This window comes from Rheinheimera marina (assembly GCF_042654345.1).
In the GTDB taxonomy this organism is placed as follows: Bacteria; Pseudomonadota; Gammaproteobacteria; order Enterobacterales; family Alteromonadaceae; genus Pararheinheimera; species Pararheinheimera marina.
In genome coordinates this window covers 252,482-272,932 of sequence record NZ_JBHSGB010000005.1, presented here as the reverse complement: position 1 = coordinate 272,932, position 20,451 = coordinate 252,482, and the positions used below count along the sequence as shown (strand labels likewise).

At 50.9% G+C, this 20,451-nt stretch carries 16 protein-coding genes and 1 tRNA gene; 13 read left to right on the top strand and 4 right to left on the bottom strand.

The features are described 5' to 3' along the window. The first annotated feature begins 79 nt into the window (after positions 1 to 79). Positions 80 to 472 carry a hypothetical protein gene (locus ACFO3I_RS05430; RefSeq protein WP_377332376.1) on the top strand — a complete coding sequence of 131 codons (393 nt, stop codon included), beginning with the start codon at positions 80 to 82 and terminating at the stop codon, positions 470 to 472. Here ACFO3I_RS05430 and ACFO3I_RS05425 read toward each other — a convergent pair. After that, positions 451 to 1,305 carry a D-hexose-6-phosphate mutarotase gene (locus tag ACFO3I_RS05425; RefSeq protein ID WP_377332375.1) on the bottom strand — a complete coding sequence of 285 codons (855 nt, stop codon included), beginning with the start codon at positions 1,303 to 1,305 and terminating at the stop codon, positions 451 to 453. The genes ACFO3I_RS05430 and ACFO3I_RS05425 overlap by 22 nt on opposite strands. A gap of 84 nt (positions 1,306 to 1,389) precedes the next feature. Further along, positions 1,390 to 2,403 (bottom strand): type I glyceraldehyde-3-phosphate dehydrogenase, encoded by a 1,014-nt coding sequence (gene gap / locus ACFO3I_RS05420; protein ID WP_377332373.1) that lies wholly within the window; start codon positions 2,401 to 2,403, stop codon positions 1,390 to 1,392. 184 nt (positions 2,404 to 2,587) lie between these two features. Here gap and malQ point away from each other — a divergent pair, with 184 nt between their 5' ends. The 5 genes from malQ to msrB all read left to right on the top strand — a co-directional run bounded on the left by malQ (position 2,588) and on the right by msrB (position 11,194). After that, entirely contained in the window at positions 2,588 to 4,771 is a 2,184-nt protein-coding gene (gene malQ / locus ACFO3I_RS05415; protein ID WP_377332371.1) for a 4-alpha-glucanotransferase, read from the top strand. 126 nt (positions 4,772 to 4,897) lie between these two features. Then, a complete protein-coding gene (glgB, locus tag ACFO3I_RS05410) occupies positions 4,898 to 7,075 on the top strand; it encodes a 1,4-alpha-glucan branching protein GlgB (protein ID WP_377332370.1) in 2,178 nt (725 codons plus the stop codon). A gap of 3 nt (positions 7,076 to 7,078) precedes the next feature. Further along, positions 7,079 to 9,115: a glycogen debranching protein GlgX gene (glgX, locus tag ACFO3I_RS05405; protein WP_377332369.1), complete on the top strand. Its 2,037-nt coding sequence runs from the start codon at positions 7,079 to 7,081 to the stop codon at positions 9,113 to 9,115. 76 nt (positions 9,116 to 9,191) lie between these two features. Next, positions 9,192 to 10,721 carry an NADP-dependent phosphogluconate dehydrogenase gene (gndA, locus tag ACFO3I_RS05400; RefSeq protein ID WP_377332368.1) on the top strand — a complete coding sequence of 510 codons (1,530 nt, stop codon included), beginning with the start codon at positions 9,192 to 9,194 and terminating at the stop codon, positions 10,719 to 10,721. Between the two features lie 89 nt (positions 10,722 to 10,810). After that, positions 10,811 to 11,194, top strand: coding sequence for a peptide-methionine (R)-S-oxide reductase MsrB (gene msrB / locus ACFO3I_RS05395; protein WP_377332366.1), 384 nt, complete (start codon positions 10,811 to 10,813; stop codon positions 11,192 to 11,194). On the opposite strand, the gene ACFO3I_RS05390 is transcribed toward msrB, so the two are convergent. Continuing rightward, positions 11,184 to 11,984: a DUF2989 domain-containing protein gene (locus tag ACFO3I_RS05390; protein WP_377332365.1), complete on the bottom strand. Its 801-nt coding sequence runs from the start codon at positions 11,982 to 11,984 to the stop codon at positions 11,184 to 11,186. The two genes, msrB and ACFO3I_RS05390, sit on opposite strands and share 11 nt — an antisense overlap. 167 nt (positions 11,985 to 12,151) lie before the next feature. On the opposite strand from ACFO3I_RS05390, the gene ACFO3I_RS05385 reads away from it, so the two are divergent. The 5 genes from ACFO3I_RS05385 to ACFO3I_RS05365 all read left to right on the top strand — a co-directional run bounded on the left by ACFO3I_RS05385 (position 12,152) and on the right by ACFO3I_RS05365 (position 18,289). Beyond that, positions 12,152 to 13,603 carry a glyceraldehyde-3-phosphate dehydrogenase gene (locus ACFO3I_RS05385; RefSeq protein ID WP_377332363.1) on the top strand — a complete coding sequence of 484 codons (1,452 nt, stop codon included), beginning with the start codon at positions 12,152 to 12,154 and terminating at the stop codon, positions 13,601 to 13,603. A gap of 162 nt (positions 13,604 to 13,765) precedes the next feature. Next, positions 13,766 to 14,893 carry a M14 family metallopeptidase gene (locus ACFO3I_RS05380; protein ID WP_377332361.1) on the top strand — a complete coding sequence of 376 codons (1,128 nt, stop codon included), beginning with the start codon at positions 13,766 to 13,768 and terminating at the stop codon, positions 14,891 to 14,893. Between the two features lie 105 nt (positions 14,894 to 14,998). Further along, positions 14,999 to 15,325: a zinc ribbon domain-containing protein gene (locus ACFO3I_RS05375; protein WP_377332360.1), complete on the top strand. Its 327-nt coding sequence runs from the start codon at positions 14,999 to 15,001 to the stop codon at positions 15,323 to 15,325. Positions 15,326 to 15,327: 2 nt separating this feature from the next. After that, entirely contained in the window at positions 15,328 to 15,606 is a 279-nt protein-coding gene (locus ACFO3I_RS05370; protein WP_377332358.1) for a YeaC family protein, read from the top strand. Further along, complete coding sequence (locus ACFO3I_RS05365; RefSeq protein ID WP_377332357.1) at positions 15,593 to 18,289, top strand: DUF349 domain-containing protein; 2,697 nt, start codon at positions 15,593 to 15,595, stop codon at positions 18,287 to 18,289. The genes ACFO3I_RS05370 and ACFO3I_RS05365 overlap by 14 nt, the downstream gene beginning before the upstream one ends. 79 nt (positions 18,290 to 18,368) lie before the next feature. Here ACFO3I_RS05365 and ansA read toward each other — a convergent pair whose 3' ends face one another. Beyond that, positions 18,369 to 19,382 (bottom strand): asparaginase, encoded by a 1,014-nt coding sequence (ansA, locus tag ACFO3I_RS05360; protein ID WP_377332355.1) that lies wholly within the window; start codon positions 19,380 to 19,382, stop codon positions 18,369 to 18,371. A gap of 164 nt (positions 19,383 to 19,546) precedes the next feature. On the opposite strand from ansA, the gene ACFO3I_RS05355 reads away from it, so the two are divergent. Both ACFO3I_RS05355 and uvrY read left to right on the top strand, forming a co-directional pair. Further along, positions 19,547 to 19,637: transfer RNA gene (locus ACFO3I_RS05355), tRNA-Ser, on the top strand. A 169-nt stretch (positions 19,638 to 19,806) separates the two neighbouring features. Then, complete coding sequence (gene uvrY / locus ACFO3I_RS05350; protein ID WP_377332353.1) at positions 19,807 to 20,451, top strand: UvrY/SirA/GacA family response regulator transcription factor; 645 nt, start codon at positions 19,807 to 19,809, stop codon at positions 20,449 to 20,451.

Here is a 20,451-nt window from a genome sequence, read left to right as displayed (position 1 = left end):
ATGACCAATCACAACAAGCTTTTGCATCGATACCTGCATTTTTTATACACTATAGCTTCTGCTTAGTGAGACCCATTCAATGAAAGCCATCTTCGTTTTTGTATCGGTCATGGTGTTGGCGGCTTGTGGCCCGGCCGAAAAACAATCTGTCAGGCAGGTTGTTTTGTATCAGCACGACGGTATCACGGTCAGGGTTGGCCCCGAACCACTACTTGTTGAGCAAGTCCTTCAGTTGGATGTTCAGTTGCCTGCTGGTGCCAGCCTTAAGAAGGCAGAGATTGTTGGCTTGTCGATGGCTATGGGGCTCATCCCATTACGGATTGAAGCCAGAAATCGAAGCTATCAAAGTGAATTTGTATTGGGGGCCTGTGCTGACCCCCATATGCAGTGGCAGTTGCAGTTATCATTGATAGACGCAGCAGGGATGCCCCTGCGGCTCGACGTGCCGTTTTATACCAGTTGGCCCAAATAACGAATGTGCTGCACTAGGTGCAGTGGGTTTTGGTTGTTTAAACTCAACCGGGCCGTTTCGACACAGACAAAGTCCAAATAGCCTTGATCCGGCAAATCGGTCAGTTTGGCCGCTTTGTCTTGCCATGGGTTCCATAACACGCTGGCGTCATGGCCTTGCTGCGTGATAGTTAACTGATGCTGGCCTGTGCTGACTGAGAGCTGCTCAGCGGTTTCCACGTACACACGATCAATTTCCTCGGTAAAGGTCAGGCTGGACTGCTGCTGCCGAGCATTCTCGTTTTTCACTTTATCCCGATAGACTCCTGCGAGCGGACTAACTTCGACTTGCTCGAGTTGTTGTACGCAAAAATAGCTGTGAAGTGCGGCCTGTTGCAATGACGCAGGTGCAAAAAGAGCGATTTGCAGACCGTCAGCAGACAACGTCAATTCCAGTTCGGCGTTGAGGGGGGATGGGAAACCTGCCGGGGCTGGTAAGTCAATACCAAGGCGGACTTGAGTGTTGCTGTGATCCGTCAGTTGTCCTTTTAGTTGCCAGAGTTGATTACGCACCAGGCCGTGGCTGGGTCGTGTGATGCCCGGTTGTTGGAACTCGGCCGCCGCAGGGCCGAACCAGGGCCAACAGACCGGAACTCCGCCACGTATCGGAGTGTTATCTTTCCATCGAGCTTGCGGCGAAAGGTAAAGTACTTCGGTATTGCCATCGGGTTGGTAAGACAAGACGTGAGCTCCGTACAAACTAATCACAGCAGTCGCCTGGCCGTAGACCAAACGCAGACAAGGTAAATCGGTTAGATGGGCAAAACCCGATACAGCTTCGATTGTTGCGGCCACGTGGTGCTCCAAATCAGATAAATGCGGGGAACAGAGGGTAAAAAAGGCGGCCTGAGCCGCCTTTTTACTGAACAGACTTTAAGCTTAACGATCGAATTTCATCAATTCAACAGTGTTGTCCAGCATACGGTTACTGAAACCCCACTCGTTGTCATACCAGGCCATCACTTTAACTAAACGACCTAACACGCGGGTTTCGGTGGCGTCAAAAATAGATGACATTGGGTTATGGTTGAAATCGACCGAAACCAGAGGTAAATCGTTCACGGCCAGTACCTGATTCATCGGTGCTGCGGCAGCTGCTTTACGGATGATGTCGTTCACTTCTTCAACCGTGGTTTCACGGCCAGCAATAAAGGTTAAATCCACCAGAGACACGTTCAGGGTTGGCACACGTACCGCTAACCCATCGAACTTGCCTTTCAAAGCCGGAACCACCAAACCTACTGCCGCTGCGGCACCTGTTTTGGTTGGGATCATCGACATAGCCGCAGCACGGGCACGGCGTACGTCGGTGTGATAGACATCGCTCAGACGCTGGTCGTTGGTGTAGGCGTGAATAGTGGTCATCAGGCCAGATTCAATACCCAGCGCCTCATACAGCGGCTTGGCGACTGGTGATAAACAGTTGGTGGTGCATGACGCGTTAGAGATAATGGTCATATCTTTGGTGATCACGTCATGGTTCACACCATAAACCACGGTCGCGTCGACGTCTTTAGCCGGAGCCGAGATGATCACTTTTTTCGCGCCAGCTTCTAAGTGGGCACCAGCTGTTTTGCGGTCTGTGAACAAACCTGTACATTCCAGTACCACGTCAACCTGCAGCTCTTTCCACGGCAGGTTGGCTGGATTGCGCTCGCTCAGTGTGCGGATTTCGTCTTTGTTTACATAAATTGCTTTGTCGTCATGGCTGACGTCGGCAGAGAAGATACCGTGTGCCGTATCGTACTTTAGCAGATGGGCGTTAATAGCTGCGTCGCCCAGGTCATTTATAGCCACAACTTTGATGTCGTAGTTTTTGCTTGATTCATACAAAGCACGTAAAACGTTGCGTCCGATACGGCCGAAACCGTTGATTGCTACACGAATAGTCATCACTCACCCCAGGATGTAATTTAATTCTGTAATAAAATTACATTTTTTCTAGTGTTTTTCAAGCCAAATAAATCTATGCATTCGTATTTTCTGCCTGAGGCTCTTGCATCTACAGTAGACTGTGGTAGTTAGTGTTGCCCACATCCTTTACCAGACTGAATATAGTCATACTGCTGGAGCCTTTATGGATAAAACTTTGCTGGCTGATCTGATCGCATTTTGCGGAATTGAGACGCGGTTTACTGATGCCTGGGGAAATGAAGCCGAAGTGCAGGAAAAAAACCTGCTGACCTTATTGGCCGCCCAAGGCTTTGCGATTGATAACGACGATTTAGCCAAAGAACAATTGTTGGAGCGTCAGCTGGAGATCTGGCAACAGGTGTTGGACCCGGTGTCTGTGCAGAAGTCAGGGCAGGATATTCAAATTCTGTTGAAGTTGGCGATCAGTCAGGCCAATCAGCCTCTGCAGCTGACGTTAACCACTGAACAGGGGCAACAGCATCAATTCCAGTTGGTCGCCACTGAAGATGCTGAGCTGAACCATGTGATGTTGCTGGACGATGAAGAATTTCAGCAGTACCAGTGGACGCTGCCATTACAGCTGGAACTGGGTTATCACCAGTTGGATTTAACTGTGGAGCAGCAGAGCTTTAGCCAAAGCCTGATTATTGCTCCAGCCGCCTGCTATCAACCGGCCCAATTTAAAAGCGCGAAACAGTGGGGCGTGTCAGTTCAGCTATATTGTGTCCGCTCTGAACAAAACTGGGGTATCGGAGACTTTGCTGATTTAAAACAGCTTGTCACTCATTTATCCGCCCAGGGGGCTGATTTTATTGGCTTGAACCCTATTCATGCCTTGTACCCGGCGATGCCGGAGTCGGCCAGCCCATACAGCCCTTCGTCACGGCGTTGGCTGAATGTGATTTATTTGTCCGTGGCTTCAATGCCAGGCTACGCCCAGTGTCAACAGGTTAAACAGCTGACCTCAGCACCAGGGTTTATTCAGGAGTTAGAGGCAGTGCGGGCGACCGAGTGGGTCGATTATAAAAATGTGACTGCGCTGAAGTTGCCGGTATTAAAGGCGCTGTACCACTGGTTTAGTGAGCATCAGGCGAAACATGCTGAGCTTGCACAGTCATTTTCTGTATTTAAACAACAGGGCGGTGAAAGTTTATTACAGTTGGCGCTTTATGATGCTATCCATGCTCATTTAATCAGCCAGGACCAACACGCCTGGGGTTGGCCTGTTTGGCCCGAACAGTATCAGCGTCCAGACAGTGATGAAGTGCAGGCCTTTGCCAAAACCCATGCCGACGAGCTGGATTTCTATTGTTACCTGCAGTTTATGGCCCGCGAGCAGTTGGCTGAAGTGCAGGCGCTGGCAAAAGACAAAGGCATGTTAATAGGCCTGTATCGCGACCTGGCGGTGGGGGTCAGTGAAGCCTCTACAGAAATCTGGGGCAACCCTGACCTGTATTGCCGGGACGCCAGTGTGGGCGCACCTCCCGATATTCTCGGACCGAAGGGCCAGAATTGGGGGTTGCCACCTATGCTTCCTTATCAGATGTTCCGTCAGGCCTATCGGCCGATGATTGAACTTTTCCGCGCCAATATGCAAAACAGCGGTGCACTGCGTATTGACCACGTGATGGCTTTGCTACGTTTGTGGTGGGTGCCCAAAGGAGCGGAAAGTGCCGGCGAAGGCGCCTACATCTATTACCCTATCCAGGATTTGTTGGGCATTCTGGCGCTGGAATCACAGCGCCACCAGGTGGTGGTGATTGGCGAAGACCTTGGGACTGTGCCGGACGGTATCCGCGAAATACTGGCTGAATACGGCATGTATTCTTACCGGGTGTTCTTTTTTGAACAGGCGGAAGACGGCGGCTACATTTCGCCTGCACATTACCCGGTGCAAGCGATGGCGACCCTGACTACCCATGATATGCCGACCCTGATTGGTTATTGGCATTGTGGCGATCTGGAATTGGGTAAAAAAGTTGGCTTGTACCGTGATGATCAATTGCCTGCTTTATTTGCATCCCGCCACCAGGATAAACAGCGTATTCTGGACTCGTTGCACGGCCACGCTATGCTGCGGCCTGATTTCCCTTCGTCGGTTGAGCAGGTGGGTATGAGCACTGAGCTGAGTCACGCTATTCAGCGCCACGTTGCCAAAGGGGCCAGCCAGTTGCTTTGTCTGCAACTGGAAGACTGGATGGAGATGACCCAGCCGGTCAATATTCCGGGCACCAGTGATGAGTACCCGAACTGGCGGCGCAAATTAACCATGACGCTGGAACAGCTGGCTGGTCGGGATGACATTACGGTGCTGCTGCAACAACTGACTTCATTACGTCACGCCTGATAAAAATACCCAAACAACTGCCATCTCAGGATGGCAGTTTTGTTTTGATTTGGTATCTTAAACAAGACTCTTGTGTTTAGAACCCGATAAAAGCCAGTCTTTTTAGCTGATTTACAAGGAATTTTTATGTCTGTTGCCCGACTCGCTGCGGTCCAGTGTGCTGACCCTTTTTCGTTGTTGTCCTGGCAAAGTGGTGAAACCAAGGGGCTGCTATTGCGCTGTTACCTGCCTGATGCTTTGCAAGTCGAAGCTTTGGAGCTGGGGACAGCCAAGTCATTAGGACTGTTTGTGGCATGCAAGGAATTGCACGGCCTATTTGAACTGGAATTGCCGCGAAAGCGCAAAACTTGTCTTTATCAGCTAAAAGTGACCCTCGGCTCAGGCCATTGCTATGTGCTGACTGACCCTTATCAGTTCAGAGAGCAGGCCTATTACGCAGTGCATTATGTCAATTCTCTGCCTGAAAACCTTTATATGCAGCTGGGGGCCCAGTTGGTGGAATTTGAACAGGACAAACACCTGATCAAAGGCACCAGGTTTTCCGTCTATGCACCGAATGCCTCCAGCGTCAGCCTGATTGGTGACATGAACCACTGGGATGGCCGGCGTCATCCAATGCAGCGCACCGAATGTGGGCATTGGGTGTTATTTATGCCGGATATTGCGGCTGGCGTGCGGTACAAATATGAAATTAAAGACAGCACTGGCACCTTGTTACCGCATAAGTCGGACCCACTGGCCTTTGCTGCGGAACAATACCCGTCACATGCCTCCCTGGTGTACGACCACAGCAGCTACCAATGGCGGGATCAGCGCTGGCAAACCCGTAAGATGGACGGCTACCACCAGCCGATGAGCATTTATGAAGTGCACTTGGGTTCCTGGAAGTACAATAGCAAAAATGAACCGCTGACTTATCTGCAGTTAATTGACCAGTTGATCCCTTACGTGCTGGATATGGGGTATACCCATATCGAATTGCTGCCGGTGATGGAACATCCGTATACCGGCTCATGGGGTTACCAGCCATTAGGCTTATTTGCCGCCACCTCGCGTTACGGCAGCCCAGACCAGTTCAAAGCTTTTGTCGACGCTTGTCACCAGGCCGGTATTGGCGTGATCCTCGATTGGGTGCCAGCACATTTCCCGGAAGACGGCCATGGCTTAGCACGGTTTGACGGCAGCTGTTTGTATGAATACGAAGACCCGCGCAAAGGCTGGCATCCTGACTGGAATTCCTGCATTTACGACTATGGCAAAGACTATGTCCGGCAGTTTTTGGTCGCCAGCGCCCTGTATTGGTTTGATCACTTCCACGTCGACGGTTTGCGGGTGGATGCCGTGGCTTCTATGTTGTATCTGGATTACTCCCGCCGTGCAGGCGAGTGGATCCCGAATATTGACGGGGGCAACCACAATTATGAAGCCATCAGCTTATTAAAATGGTTGAATTCCGAAGTTTACAGCCGCTTTCCCAATGGCATGATGATTGCCGAAGAGTCGACCTCCTTTGCTGGGGTCAGTCGTCCGGTGGATGCCGGTGGTTTGGGTTTTGGTTATAAATGGAATATGGGCTGGATGAATGACAGCCTGCGTTATATCAGCAAAGACCCGGCGTACCGTAAGTACCACCATAATGACCTGACGTTTTCGATGGTGTACGCCTACCACGAAAACTTTATCCTGCCGTTATCCCATGACGAAGTGGTGCATGGCAAAGGCAGTATCCTTGGCAAAATGCCGGGCGATGAGTGGCAGCAAGCGGCAAATCTGCGAGCTTATTATGCCTTTATGTACGCACATCCCGGCAAAAAGCTGAATTTTATGGGCAATGAGTTTGGTCAGGGCACTGAGTGGAACCATAACCAGCAGTTGCCATGGTTCCTGCTGGAATTTGATAAACACAAAGGGATCCAGCAATTGGTGCGGGACCTGAATCTGACCTACCGCAAAGTGGCGGCACTGCATGAGCTGGACCACGAAGCGGCGGGCTTTCGCTGGTTGAACTACCAGGACAGTGAACACAGCACCCTGAGTTTTATCCGTCAGGATTCTGAGCAACAGAGGCTCTATGTGGTCGCGAACTTTACCCCGGTGCCAAGGGAAGGTCATGTGTTGCCGGTGACCGAAGCAGGTGAGTACGAAGTGATCCTGAATACCGACAGTGCTTATTATTGGGGCAGTAATTACCCGGTCATAGTGCGGCTGGATAATTTGCAGGGTACGGGCGCGACTGCACCTTACCAACTTCGGCTGGATTTACCTCCATTGTCGACCTTATACCTCAGACGCAAGCCGGAGTAACAGATGCAGCTGCAGTCGGACTATGGGCGGGCTTATCCGTTGGGAGCCAGCAGACAGGCGTCGTTATGCTGGAATTTCGCGGTTTATGCGCCTGAAGCCAGCCAGGTCTGGCTTTGCGTGTATTGCCCTGATACGGAAGAATTGCAGCAGCAATTGCCTTTTATCGGGCGTACCGGTGATATCTGGCATCTACAAGTCCGGGGTATTGCGGACGGCAGCCTGTATGGCCTGAAAACTGATGGCGCTTTGCGACCGGAAGAGGGCTTACTTTTCAGTCCACAGCGGCTGTTGATCGACCCTTACGCCAGGCAATTGAACCGGGCTTTGGTCTGGAACGAACGCCTGTACCAAAGCGCCAGTCATTACATGGTGCCAAAAGCCGTGTTGTCGCAACAACACTTCGACTGGCAGGGTGTTCAAAAACCGGCCATTGCCCGGGAAAAAACCATTATTTATGAAGCCCATGTCAAAGGGCTGACCAAATTACACCCGGATATTCCGGCTGAGCAGCAAGGGCGTTATCTGGGGGTGTGTCACCCGGTGATGCTGGAGCATTACAAAAAACTGGGGATCACCAGTATTCAGTTGTTACCAGTGACCAGTTTCATGTCTGAACCCCGGCTGGAAAAGCTGAAATTATCGAATTACTGGGGTTACAACCCGGTGAATTTTTTTGCGCCTGACGCCCGCTACGCAGAGACGGACCCGGTAACAGAATTTAAAACCATGGTCCGCACGCTTCATCAGCACGATATTGAAGTGATCCTTGACCTGGTGTTTAACCACAGCGCAGAAGGCGACGACTATCTGCTGAGTTTCCGTGGCCTGGCCAACCGGCAGTACTACCTGTATGAAAGCCACGCCAACATGACGGACTACCGCAATAACAGCAATTTCAGCGGTTGTGGCAATACCTTAAATGTGGCCGATCCAATGATGCAGCGCATGGTGCTGGATGCGTTGCGCTACTGGGCAACTGAGATGCAGGTGGACGGTTTTCGCTTTGATTTAGCGGTCACCCTGGCGCGAGAAAATAAACGCTTCGAACCCCATGCCGCCTTTTTGCAAGTGGTGGCGCAGGACCCTGTGTTAAGCCAGGTCAAATTGATTGCTGAGCCTTGGGATGTCGGACCTTATGGTTACCAGCTTGGTCAGTTTCCGGCGCACTGGAGTGAAATTAACGACAAAAGCCGAGACAGCTTCCGTGCCTACTGGTTACCCCATCAGGGCGGTCGTGCAGAATTTGCCACCCGGCTGATGGGCTCACGTGACATTTTTCAGAAACACCGTAAACCGGCGGTCTGTAGCCTGAATTGCCTGACTTATCACGATGGGTTTACTTTGCATGATCTGGTGTGTTACCAGGACAAGCACAACTGGCTAAACGCAGAACAAAACCGCGATGGCCATAACCATAACCTCAGTCTGAATTATGGCGTGGAAGGTCCGAGTCCAGACGCTGCTATTCTGCAGGCCAGGTACCAGCATAAACGGAATCTGGTGGCGACTTTATTGTTGAGTCAGGGCCTGATCCACTGGCTGGCTGGCGATGAGTTAAGCCGCAGCCAGCAAGGAAACAACAATGCCTATTGCCAGGACAATGACATCAGCTGGTTACACTGGTCGATGGATTATCACGCCACCCAGTTTTATGGCTTTGTTTGCCGTTTAATCAAACTTCGGCAGGAATTCAGTTGCCTGCAGCAACTGTCGTTATTGGATGATCAGTACCAGTTGCATGGAGCCAAACACAAAGTCAGTTGGTACAAACCGGATGCTGAACTGATGCAGGATCAGGATTGGTCTGATGCCAGTGAACAATCCCTGATCCTGGTGATAGAACAGCTGCCAAGCCACAAAGAATTGCTGGTGGTGATGAACCCGGCTGAACAGGAGCTAGCTTTGGAATTGCCCGAACATCCCTGGCGTTTGTTGCTGGATACCAGCCTGGTCACAGGCGAGCCGGCTGAAGCGATCATCAGCCAGACCTACCAGCAAGCTGGCCGTTCTTTGTCCATCTGGACCCTGAACGGCGAATAGAGCTTTTTCTTTATCCCACATTTTCCAGTATAATGCCGGCCACTTTTGCAGTGCCTGATTTTAAAAGGAAAATCAAATGTCTGAGAGCTCCATGTTATGCGATATCGGTTTTGTTGGTGCCGGTGTCATGGGGAAAAACCTGATCCTGAACCTGGCAGACCATGGCTACAAGGTCGCAGCTTTTGATTTAGACCATAAAAAACTGGAAGGGGTACTGACACAGGATGAAGCCGAACGTGGCAGCCAGCCAGCACGGGTTCTGGCCTGCAGCTCTTATACCGAATTACTCAGTAAACTCAAAGCCCCGCATTTAATTGTGTTGTCTGTACCTGCAGGGAAACCAGTGGATGACGTTTGTCTGAAACTGATTGATGCGGGTATTGAAGCGGACGACATTATTGTCGACACAGGCAATAGCCTGTGGACTGACACGGTGCGGCGGGAAAAACACTTTGAAGGCAAGTTTATTTTCTTCAGCACCGCAGTATCCGGCGGTGAAGTAGGGGCCCGATTTGGTCCATCTTTAATGCCAAGCGGCGACCCCTATGCCTGGACCCGGATTGAACCTGTCTGGCGCGCCATTGCGGCTAAAGTTGACCCGGACACCGGTCGTGCTATTGAACGCTATGAGCCAGGCAACCCGGTGACTGAAGGCGAACCTTGTGCGACTTATATTGGTCCTGGTGGTTCTGGTCACTATGTCAAAATGGTGCATAACGGCATTGAATACGCCGATATGCAATTGATCTGCGAAGTGTACCAGGTGATGCGTGACGCCCTGGGTATGAGCGCAGAGCAGATCAGTGCGGTGTTTAAAGACTGGAGCAAAGGCCCACTGGGCAGCTACCTGATGGAAATCAGCGCCGAAGTGTTGGCGACCAAAGACTCGGAAACCGGTTTACCACTGGTGGACGTGATCCTGGATAAAGCCGGTCAGAAAGGCACTGGTTTGTGGACAGCGGTCAGTAGTCTGGAACTGGGGTGTCCGGCACCGACTATTGCTGAAGCCGTGTACGCCCGTTCTATTTCCACCTTAAAAGATCAGCGTGTGCTGGCCTCAACCTTATTGGCAGGCCCGGTTCGTGAACATTGCACCAGTCAAACGGCAGAGCAGTTGATTAAACAGCTGCATGACGCTTTGTACTGCGCAAAAATCTGTGTCTATGCCCAAGGGTTTGACTTGATGAAAACCGCTGCCGCTGAACACGGCTGGCAGCTGAATTTCGCAGAAATAGCAAAAATCTGGCGGGCTGGCTGTATCATCCGAGCCGTCTTCCTGCAGTCCATTACTCAAGCCTATGAGCGTGATGATCATCTGGCTAACCTGTTACTGGACCCGTTTTTTGCCAAACAAATTTCGTTAAACCAGTCCAACTGGCGCCGTGCCGTAGCAGAAGCCACCATGACAGGTATTCCTGTTGCTGCCCTAAGCTCAGCGCTTAGCTATTACGATTCCTACCGCACGGCGGTCTTGCCAGCAAACTTGCTGCAAGGTCAGCGGGATTACTTTGGTGCTCATACCTTTGAGCGCACAGACAAAGCCAAAGGAAAAACTTTCCACGTTGACTGGAGTCATAGCGACAGGCCAATGCAAAAAGTAAAATAACCGAAAAAAGGCCCTGTTGGGCCTTTTTTTATCGTGGTTTTTATCGGGCTCAGGTATACCTGACTCATCATTACACAGGGGTTGTCCGCATGAAAAAAACTGAACAGGAATGGCAACAGCAACTGACTGCTGAGCAGTTCAGGGTGACCCGGCAAAAGGGCACTGAATATCCGTTTACCGGCGCCTTGTTGCACAATAAAAGCACCGGCAGCTATCTCTGCATTTGCTGCCAGAGTGAGTTATTCAGTTCAGAAACTAAGTTTGATTCGGGATGCGGCTGGCCGTCATTCAGCGACGCCATTGCCGGGCGGGTACGTTATGAACGGGATTTGACGCATGGTATGGACAGAACAGAAATTCTCTGTGCCCAGTGTGACGCCCATTTGGGTCATGTATTTGACGATGGCCCGGCGCCAACGGGCCAACGTTATTGCGTAAACTCTGTGTCGCTCAGCTTCGAGCCTAAGCCTTAATCTCTCTTTCCTTGTACTGACCCTGTTGTAACTGCTGCAGGGTCTGTTCTGCCTGCTGCTGAATTTGTTCGTGATTCAGTTTGGCTTGTTCCAGTTGAATTTTCAGTTCCTGCAGTTCGACATTAAAGGCGCCACTTTGCTGTGCCAGATAAGCCCAGTGGTAGGAGGCTGCATAATTTCTTTTCTTGTAATAGATGGTGGCTAAAGACGCATAGATCTCCGGGTCAATAGCCGCATTGGCCGGATAAAGTTCCAATGCATGGTGCAGTAAACGAATGCTCTTATTGATATCTCTTTTGCTGTAGTAGCTGACCAGTGCCAGCTGTAGCTCAGGTGTTTCGGTCTGGCCTTGTTGTTCTGCCAATAAAAACTTTTCCAGATGACTTTCACTTTTATTGCGTGACCAGTGGTAGTACAGCAGCCGTGGGTCTTCTGATGACACAGTCTCATCACTTAAGCGCTTGATTTCATTGATACTCGTAATATAACCCTGCATACGTGAGGTCGTCTTTTCTTTCAGCTTGATGTGTTCAATGCCGGCGGCCAGCTCTATACATTTCGAGTACTTTTCAAAGGCATTCAACAATAAATACTTGTGATTGTCCGATGGCAGACGTTTTTCTTCGTAGCGACTCAGGATCACATCGCGGCGCTGCACGTTGCAATGCGAATCTTCATTTAAATCAATGCAAAGCCCTGAGTCTTTTTCACAGACAGTGCGCACATTTAAGTCAGCTTCAGAGCAGGCGCTGAGCGCGATGACCAAAGACAGCGGGAGTAAAAGTTTCATAAGGGATCCGGCAAAAATTAGCTGTAGCTAGCATAACGAAGTTTAAACAAAAAATCTTTTTGTAATTGTTGTTGTAGGGTTACGGTTTAAATTACAATGCGCCGGCCATCAAGTGGCGCACGACCACAGGCTTACCTCTGACCCTAGATGACGTAAAAGGCAAAAACATGACCTTATCCCACGAAGAACAGTACCAACGCAGCTGGCAGGAACGCCAGGAATATGCCGAAAATATGCAGCCAATTATTGGCCGTTTGTACCGGAACAAAGGTATTGAAGTGGTGGTTTACGGCCGCCCACTGGTCAATGCGACCACCATTGATATCATCAAAGCGCACAAGACGGTCGAACGTTTTGAGCACACGAAGCTGCGGTTACGAGAAAGTTTTCCTGTACTGGAAGCCATCAGCCAGATGAATTTAGCCCCGGCCCGGGTCGACATCGGTAAGCTGGCCTTTGCCTACCTGTACAAAAACGCGGCTGAAGGTGTAAGCCTGCAACAATACCTTGAACGTGAACTGACCGATATTCTCAACCATGCTGATGAAATCAAACCGGTCGACGTGGTGCTTTATGGTTTCGGTCGTATCGGTCGTTTGTTAGCCCGTCTGATGCTGGAACGCTCAGGCCCAAGCAGCAAGCTGCGCTTGCGCGCTGTGGTGGTGCGGGGTGGTCGCAAGGGCGATCTGGAAAAACGCGCCAGCTTATTGCGTCGTGACTCCATTCATGGCCCATTTAACGGCAGCATCACTGTGGACGAAGAAAACGGCGGCATTAAGGCCAACGGGACCTTTATTAAAGTGATTTACGCCGATTCACCTGAGTTGGTGGATTACACCCAATACGGCATCAACAACGCACTGGTGGTCGATAACACCGGCATTTGGAAAGATGACAAAGAATTATCGATTCACTTCAAAGCCAAAGGCGCAGCCAAAGTGCTGTTAACAGCACCGGCCAAAGGCGATGTAAAAAACGTGGTGTACGGTGTCAACCATCGGATGATCAGCGCAGAAGACCATATTGTTTCTGCCGCCAGCTGCACCACCAATGCCATTACGCCAGTATTAAAGGCGTTGCAGGACGAGTACGGCATCCGCAACGGTCACGTGGAAACTGTGCATTCGTACACCAACGATCAAAACCTGATCGACAACTACCACAAAGCCGAGCGTCGTGGCCGTGCGGCACCACTGAACATGGTGATCACCTCGACAGGTGCTGCCAGCGCGGTCGCCAAAGCGCTGCCGGAATTAAAAGGCAAGTTGACGGGCAACGCAATCCGGGTGCCGACACCGAATGTGTCGATGGCGATTTTGTCGTTGAACCTGCATAAAGAAACCAGCAGGGACGAGCTGAATGCCTTTTTGCAGAAAACCTCGTTGTTCTCTGAATTACAGGACCAAATTGATTTCACCAGCTCTACGGAAATTGTTTCCAGCGACCTGGTCGGTTCACGTTACGCCGGGGTCGTTGATTCGCAAGCTACCATAGTCGACGGTGACCGCTGTGTCTTGTACGTTTGGTACGATAACGAATTTGGTTACAGCACCCAGGTGATCCGGGTGATGAACGAAATGGCCGGCATTAATTATCCGACCTTGCCGGTCAACAGATAATACCTTCGAAGGGCGCTGCATCAGGCGCCTTTTTTTATCGGCAACTTTCTGAGTGATGCAGCGACATCCTAAGCTAACACTACAAAGCCCGGGTCAAAAAGAGTATGATTCAGGCAGCTTCTGGCCTGCAGAGGCCTATTTAACAACCAGGTGGACATTCCAATGAAAATTACCTGCAATTTTGACAGTGGCAATATCGATGTCATTAAAGCAGATTCGCCCGCTGACATTCAGCTGGCCATCCGTAAAGACAACAACTCAGATTTTTACCAGTGGTTTCACTTTCGGCTGAATTCCAGCAGTCCTGAGCCGCACACACTTCGTATTACCAACGTGAAAGAGTCTGCCTATCCGGGTGGCTGGCAGGATTACCAGGCTGTGGCGTCGTATGACCGTGAGCATTGGTTCCGTGTTGACACCCACTACATTAATGACGAGCTGGTCATTACCCATTATCCGGAAGCTGAGTCTGTTTATTTCGCTTATTTTGCCCCCTACAGCTATGAGCGCCACATGGATTTGTTGCACCAGACTCAAGCAAGTGGTTTAGCTCAGTTACTGGAGCTTGGTGAGACGCTGGACGGACGGGATATGTCCTTGCTGGTGGTCGGTGAGCCGTCCGCTACCAAGAAAAAGATTTGGATCACCGCCCGTCAACACCCAGGCGAAAGTATGGCAGAGTGGTTTGTCGAAGGCTTGTTAGACCGACTGTTGGATGAAGACGATGCTGTCGCACGTCGCTTGTTAGAAGAAGCGGTGTTCTACATTGTGCCAAACATGAACCCGGACGGCTCAGTCCGTGGTCACCTGCGTACCAATGCGGCCGGTGTTAACCTGAACCGCGAGTGGCAGACGCCGTCAATGGCTCAAAGCCCGGAAGTCTATCTGGTGCGCCAGAAGATGCTGGAGATTGGCGTCGACATGTTCCTGGACATCCATGGCGATGAAAACCTGCCATACAATTTTGTCGCTGGCGCTGAAGGCGTGCCTTCGTACGATGCACGTATGCAACAACTGGAGCAAAGCTTCAAACAGGCGCTGCTGGCGGTCACTCCGGAGTTTCAGACCGAATTTGGCTATGAACTGGATGCACCTGGCCAAGCTAACCTGACCATTGCGTCTACCTGGGTGGCAGAGCAATTTAAATGTTTGTCGTACACAGTTGAAATGCCATTTAAAGACAATGCCAATTTGCCTGATGCGGCTTATGGGTGGTCGGACGTTCGTTCCATGAAGTTTGGTGCCGATACGCTGGTAGCGGTATTGGCCGTCGTCAAACAACTGCGTTAACAGCACCCCAGAACAGACTGGCCGTCCTTGATGGACGGCCAGCTCTGTTTGCAAAGTCTGCCTGTTACTTTATAGTGCTGCCAACTCAACTATGGAAAGGTATTCATGGCCATTATTGCCTGCCCACAATGTGGTAAAAAAATTTCTGATAAAAGCCAGTCGTGTCCGCATTGTCAGCTATCTCTGACGGGCATGACCTCAGACAGGATTGACGAGCTCAACAGCCGTAAACGTATTGACCGGCTGCAAAGTTACATTAACCAGTCAATGCTGGCGTTAGTGGTGTTTCTGGCTGGTTTCTGCGTGCTGTATTTCTGGCAATCCGAGCCGGAAAGCTGGCAACTGCTGGCCAGTGAAGCGGCTATCGCTGTTGGTTTTCTCTGGTATATCGCTGCAAGAGCGATGGTTATTTATCTGAAACGTAAGAATTAATTATGGATTTCAAAGCAATAGTCAGTTCACTTTCACCTGACGCTTACCAGTCGTTGCTCGATGCTATTGCCACCGGGCGCTGGGCGGATGGGGTTGCGCTTACCGAGGCGCAAAAAGATCAGACCCATCAGCTGGTGATGGCCTACCAGGCCTATGTATTGAAGTCGGATGAGCCTTACACCATAGGTCCGGATGGCCAGATGGTGGTGAAGTCCAAAGCGCAGATGAAAAAAGAACTTTCTCCAGATTCCATTGCCAGGTTTACGCATGATGATATTTAAACGTTGGTTCGCGCCGAAGTGGCAGCACAAGGATGCTGCGGTGCGGCAACAGGCAATCGCCGAACTGTCCGTCACAAACGAACACAAGCAAATTCTGCATGAACTGGCGTTTAACGACGGTCATGAAGCAGTGCGTCGGGCCGCACTGGATAAACTCAATGAGTTTTCCTTGTGGTGGCAGGCGAGTAAGCAGGATAACGCTGAGCGTCTTAAGCAATACGCCGAGCAACAACTGATCCAGATGGTGCTGGATAATCGGATATCTGGCCATTTAAAACACCAATTTGTTGAACAATGCCACCGCAGTTCTGTACTGGAAAAACTGGCGTTGTCTGAACCTGATGCTGATTTACGTTTCTTTGTGTTGCAACGGCTGAATAAATCCGAGCTGATTGCGCTGAACCTGCAGCAGAATTTACTGAGCCTCGAGCAAAAGCGCAGTTTGCTCCAGCAGGTCGACGAGCCGAAACTGTTGGAGAAACTCAGCCGTCAGCTGACAGAACCTCTGGCGAGCGAGCTGAAACTGCAATTGCAGCACGAAGCGCAGGCACGGGAAAAACCTATTTTGTTGCGTAAGCAGGTGAACCTGGTACTGGCCAAGCTGAACAGTGTGCGCGAAAAAGGTTCGCTTGAGCAGATGCAGCAGAAATGGGCGCAGTTCGAGCGCGAATGGCAAGAGTGCAGCAGTGATCTCGCGTTATTACCGGACGCTGTTGAGCTGACTGACAAATTCCAGAAAATTAAGCACCAGACTGAGCAAAGCTGGAAGCCGATGTTGGCTCAACAGGCTGAACAGCAGGCCGCTCTGGCTGCGCACCAAGCGCAACAAACACTGCAAGCCGAATTGTCCGCTGAATTGCAACAAATTCGTTTGCAGGTGCAGTCACTGTTGCAACAAGGTGAATTGACACAGGCGATGGAGTTGTCACCGTCGCTGCAGGCATTTTCAGCACGACTAAGCAGCCTGGGCTTATCTTCAGCCGCAAGTGCTGAACTAAACAGCCAACTGCAGCAGCTCAGTAAACAGCTGCAGCAACTGCCGCATCAGGCGGAGCAGCTGGCGCTGCTGACCCGATTGATTGCCGAGTGGTCTGCCACTGCAGTTCCGGCAGATGTTGAACAGTACCTGCAGCACCGTGCAAGCTACCAGCTGTGGCAAAAGCAATGGAAACAGGCTGCCTATTCCTTAGGGGCCTTGCTGCCAGACCATTTACAGCGGGCACAGCAGCAATTACTGAGTCAGTGGCAGCAACCGATGCAGGACTTTGCTGCCAATCTGGAACGCGAGCAGAAGCAGCTGAAAGCCAAACTGGCGGAGTTCAGACGCTTGCACAGCGCCGGTCGGTTTAATGTGCTGTTTGGCTTACTCAAAGGCATAGAGCAGAGCTACCAACAATGGCCGACACCCATGCAAGCCTTGCTGGAGAAAGATCTGCAGCAGGCCAGGGCGGTGATTGCTGAGCTGACTGAGCTGCAAAGTTATATTGCGACGCCACGTAAGCAGGAACTGGTCGCTCAGATGCAGCAGTTGGCTGCAGAACCAGCAACAGATGTTACGCAGCGTGCGGCTTTGGTGAAACAGTCCAGAGCCAACTGGTTGAGCCTGGGTAAAGCCGATGCCGGGCTGGAAGAAGGGCTGAACCAAGCGTTCAACCTGGCCTGTGAACAGGCCTTTGCACCCTGCCGTGAATATTTCGCTAAGCTGGATGAAGAGCGAACCGCTAATGCAGCACTGAAACAGCAACTGTTGGCGCAGCTTAAGGGCTTGCTGGAACTGCCGGCAGGTAAAGAACTGGATACTCAGCTGGCTAAACTGCAACAGCAATGGCGCTCAGTGGGGCCTGTCGATGCTGCTGTGCATAAAACGTTGTCAGCCGACTATAAAGAAATAAGTGCTGAGTTAAAGCAGCGGCTAAGTCACTGGCAACAGGCCAATGCAGATGCGAAAAAAGCACTGATCCTTCAAGCCAAAGCGGCGCTGGAACTTGGTTCAGGTCAGGCGGTTTCACTGGTGAAAGCCTTACAACAGCAGTGGAAAACACAAGGCTTTGCCGGAAAAGCGGATCAGTCGTTGTGGCAGGAGTTTCGTGCTGAATGCGACAAAATTTTTGCGGCATTGACGGCAGAGCGGGAAGTTCGGGCTCAGCAGGCATTGCAGGAACTGGAACTTGCAGATCAGCAAATTGCTGAACTGGAAGCCCTGTGGCAAACCGAGCAGACCACAGCGCAACTCCAGCAGTTGCTGACTCAGCTGTCAGCGGTCAATGCGCCAGCGAAGTCAGAAACGGCCAGTAAAAAACATCAGCTACGTCAGGCCATTGTGCTACGTCTTGAGCAGTTACAGAACCAGCAGGCCAATGCCGGACTGGAACAGCTGCTAAGCGCCCTGGAACAGCAACAGGCTGAATTGTTACCTGCACTGTACCGGGAGCAATTAACCAAGACACGAGAGTCGGTGTTCAGCCGTGCCCAACTGACCTGGGCTATTGCAGTGGTGCAGGGCAAAACACCTGCCTGTTCAGAGTCAGAGCGCGCTCAGGTGCAGTTAATGCTGTTGTCTGAAAAACACAATCAGGCTCAGGAGTTATCTGCCCAGGCGCTGCTGTTGCGTTGGCTCAGCTTAGGGATGCCAACAGCAGAAGAGCTGGGGCTGGTGCAGCAACTACGCCTGGCCTTAGTCTGATAAAAAAGCCGGTACTGACCGGCTTTCTTTTTGGTAAATTACCAGGCTTGGCGCAGGGAGTGCGGCTTTACAGGCAAAATCAGAGCGTCAGTTCACCACGCAAACTTTGCTGCATAAAGAGTCGCACCTGTTCTGTGCTGATAGGTTGACTGAGCAGGTAGTGCAGTTTGGTTAACGCAGCTTCAAGCGTCATATCATAGCCACTGATCACGCCGCAGGAGCGCAGCGCATTTCCGGTGGCATAACCGCCCATATTGACCTTGCCTTTAAAGCACTGAGTGCAATTGACAATAATAGTGCCACGGTCTGAGGCTTCCGTCAGTGCTTCCAGTAATGCGGGCTGTTGGGGGGCGTTGCCAACCCCATAAGACTTGATAATCAATGCTTTCACCGGTGCTGCAGCCATATTACGGATCACGTCAGCGCTGATGCCCGGATACAGAGTGACTACACTGATTGGCTGAGGGATGATCTCTGCTACTTTTAGTGCTTTCGGGACTGCCGTTGTGGTCAGATGGCCTGCGATCAGATTGATATGGATACCGGCCTCAATAAGCGGGGGAAAGTTCGGAGAAGCAAACGCATCAAACCCATCGGCATCGGCTTTGGTCGCCCGATTACCACGGAACAACTTATTGTTAAAAAATAACGCGACTTCGGCGATAGGGTAATAAGCGGCGAGGTACAAGGCATTTAATAAATTCACCTGGCCGTCGGAGCGTAATTGCGCAAGCGGAATTTGCGAGCCGGTCACAATCACGGGTTTAGCCAGATCTTCCAGCATAAAGGACAAGGCAGACGCGGTGTATGCCATGGTATCCGTGCCGTGCAGTACCACGAAACCATCGTAGTCAGCGTAGTTTGCTTTAATGTCCGCTGCTATTTCTGACCAGTGGGCTGGTGTCATGTCGGAAGAATCAATCACCGGGTTGTATTCGTGAATATCAAACTCAGGCATTTCACCGCGATAAAACTCGGGCATGGCACGGACTGTGTCCGATAAAAACCCAGGTACAGGCACAAAACCATTGCTGGATTGCTGCATACCGATAGTACCGCCTGTGTAGGCGACATAAATGCGTTTCTTGTTCATGCGTCGTATCCGTTTTTTCTTTATTGTACTGCCGCAAGTGCACTAGTGTCAGATGAAACAGGCAATTTTTCAGCAGGTTGAACAATTGATGAGCAAACAGTATTGCACACGCAGAAAAGCACTTTACAAAGAAATGCGACCTGTCTAACATGCCGTCCTATCGCGGAGGGATGGCAGAGCGGCTTAATGCACCGGTCTTGAAAACCGGCGAAGGTTAATAGCCTTCCGAGAGTTCAAATCTCTCTCCCTCCGCCACTTTAAAACCAGCTTAATGCTGGTTTTTTTGTTTCTGCATCTTTTTGTTTTTCATAGTATTTTCGAACGAATCCTGCACCACAAAATCCGTCACGGCGCTTGAGCTTTGGGTTGCCATTGCTTATGCTCAGTATTGTTTGCTGTCCCCTCTGAACACGGAGAAATTCTGGTGATAAAAGTATTGTTAGTGGATGATCATGAGCTGGTTCGTACCGGCATCAGTCGTATACTAATGGACGAGCGGGGCATTAAAGTCATCGGCGAAGCCTGTTCAGGTGAAACTGCCTTGCAATTCTGCCGGCAAAACACCCCAGATGTGGTGTTGATGGATATGAATATGCCGGGTATGGGAGGCATGACAGCCACCAAACGTATTTTGCATTATTGCCCCGATATTAAAGTACTGGCCTTGTCGGTGTCCTGTGAAGAACCTGTCCCGACTAAAGTGATGCAATTAGGCGCAGCCGGGTTTTTATCAAAAAATGCGGCGCCGCCCGAAGTGGTACAAGCCATTCGCCGGGTCCATCAAGGTGAGCGTTACATCAGTGCTGAAGTGGCGCAAAAGATGGCGATGAGTAAAGTCACCAGTAGCAGCAACAACCCGTTCGACGAGCTGTCCGACCGTGAAATGCAGATTATGCTGATGATCACCAGGGGCGAAAAGGTCAATGATATTGCCGAACAGCTGAATGTCAGCGCCAAAACGGTGAATTCCTACCGCTACCGCATGTTTGAAAAACTGGATATCAGCGGCGACGTAGAGCTGACCCACCTGGCTTTACGTCACGGTATGATTGATATTGCCAAGTTTTAA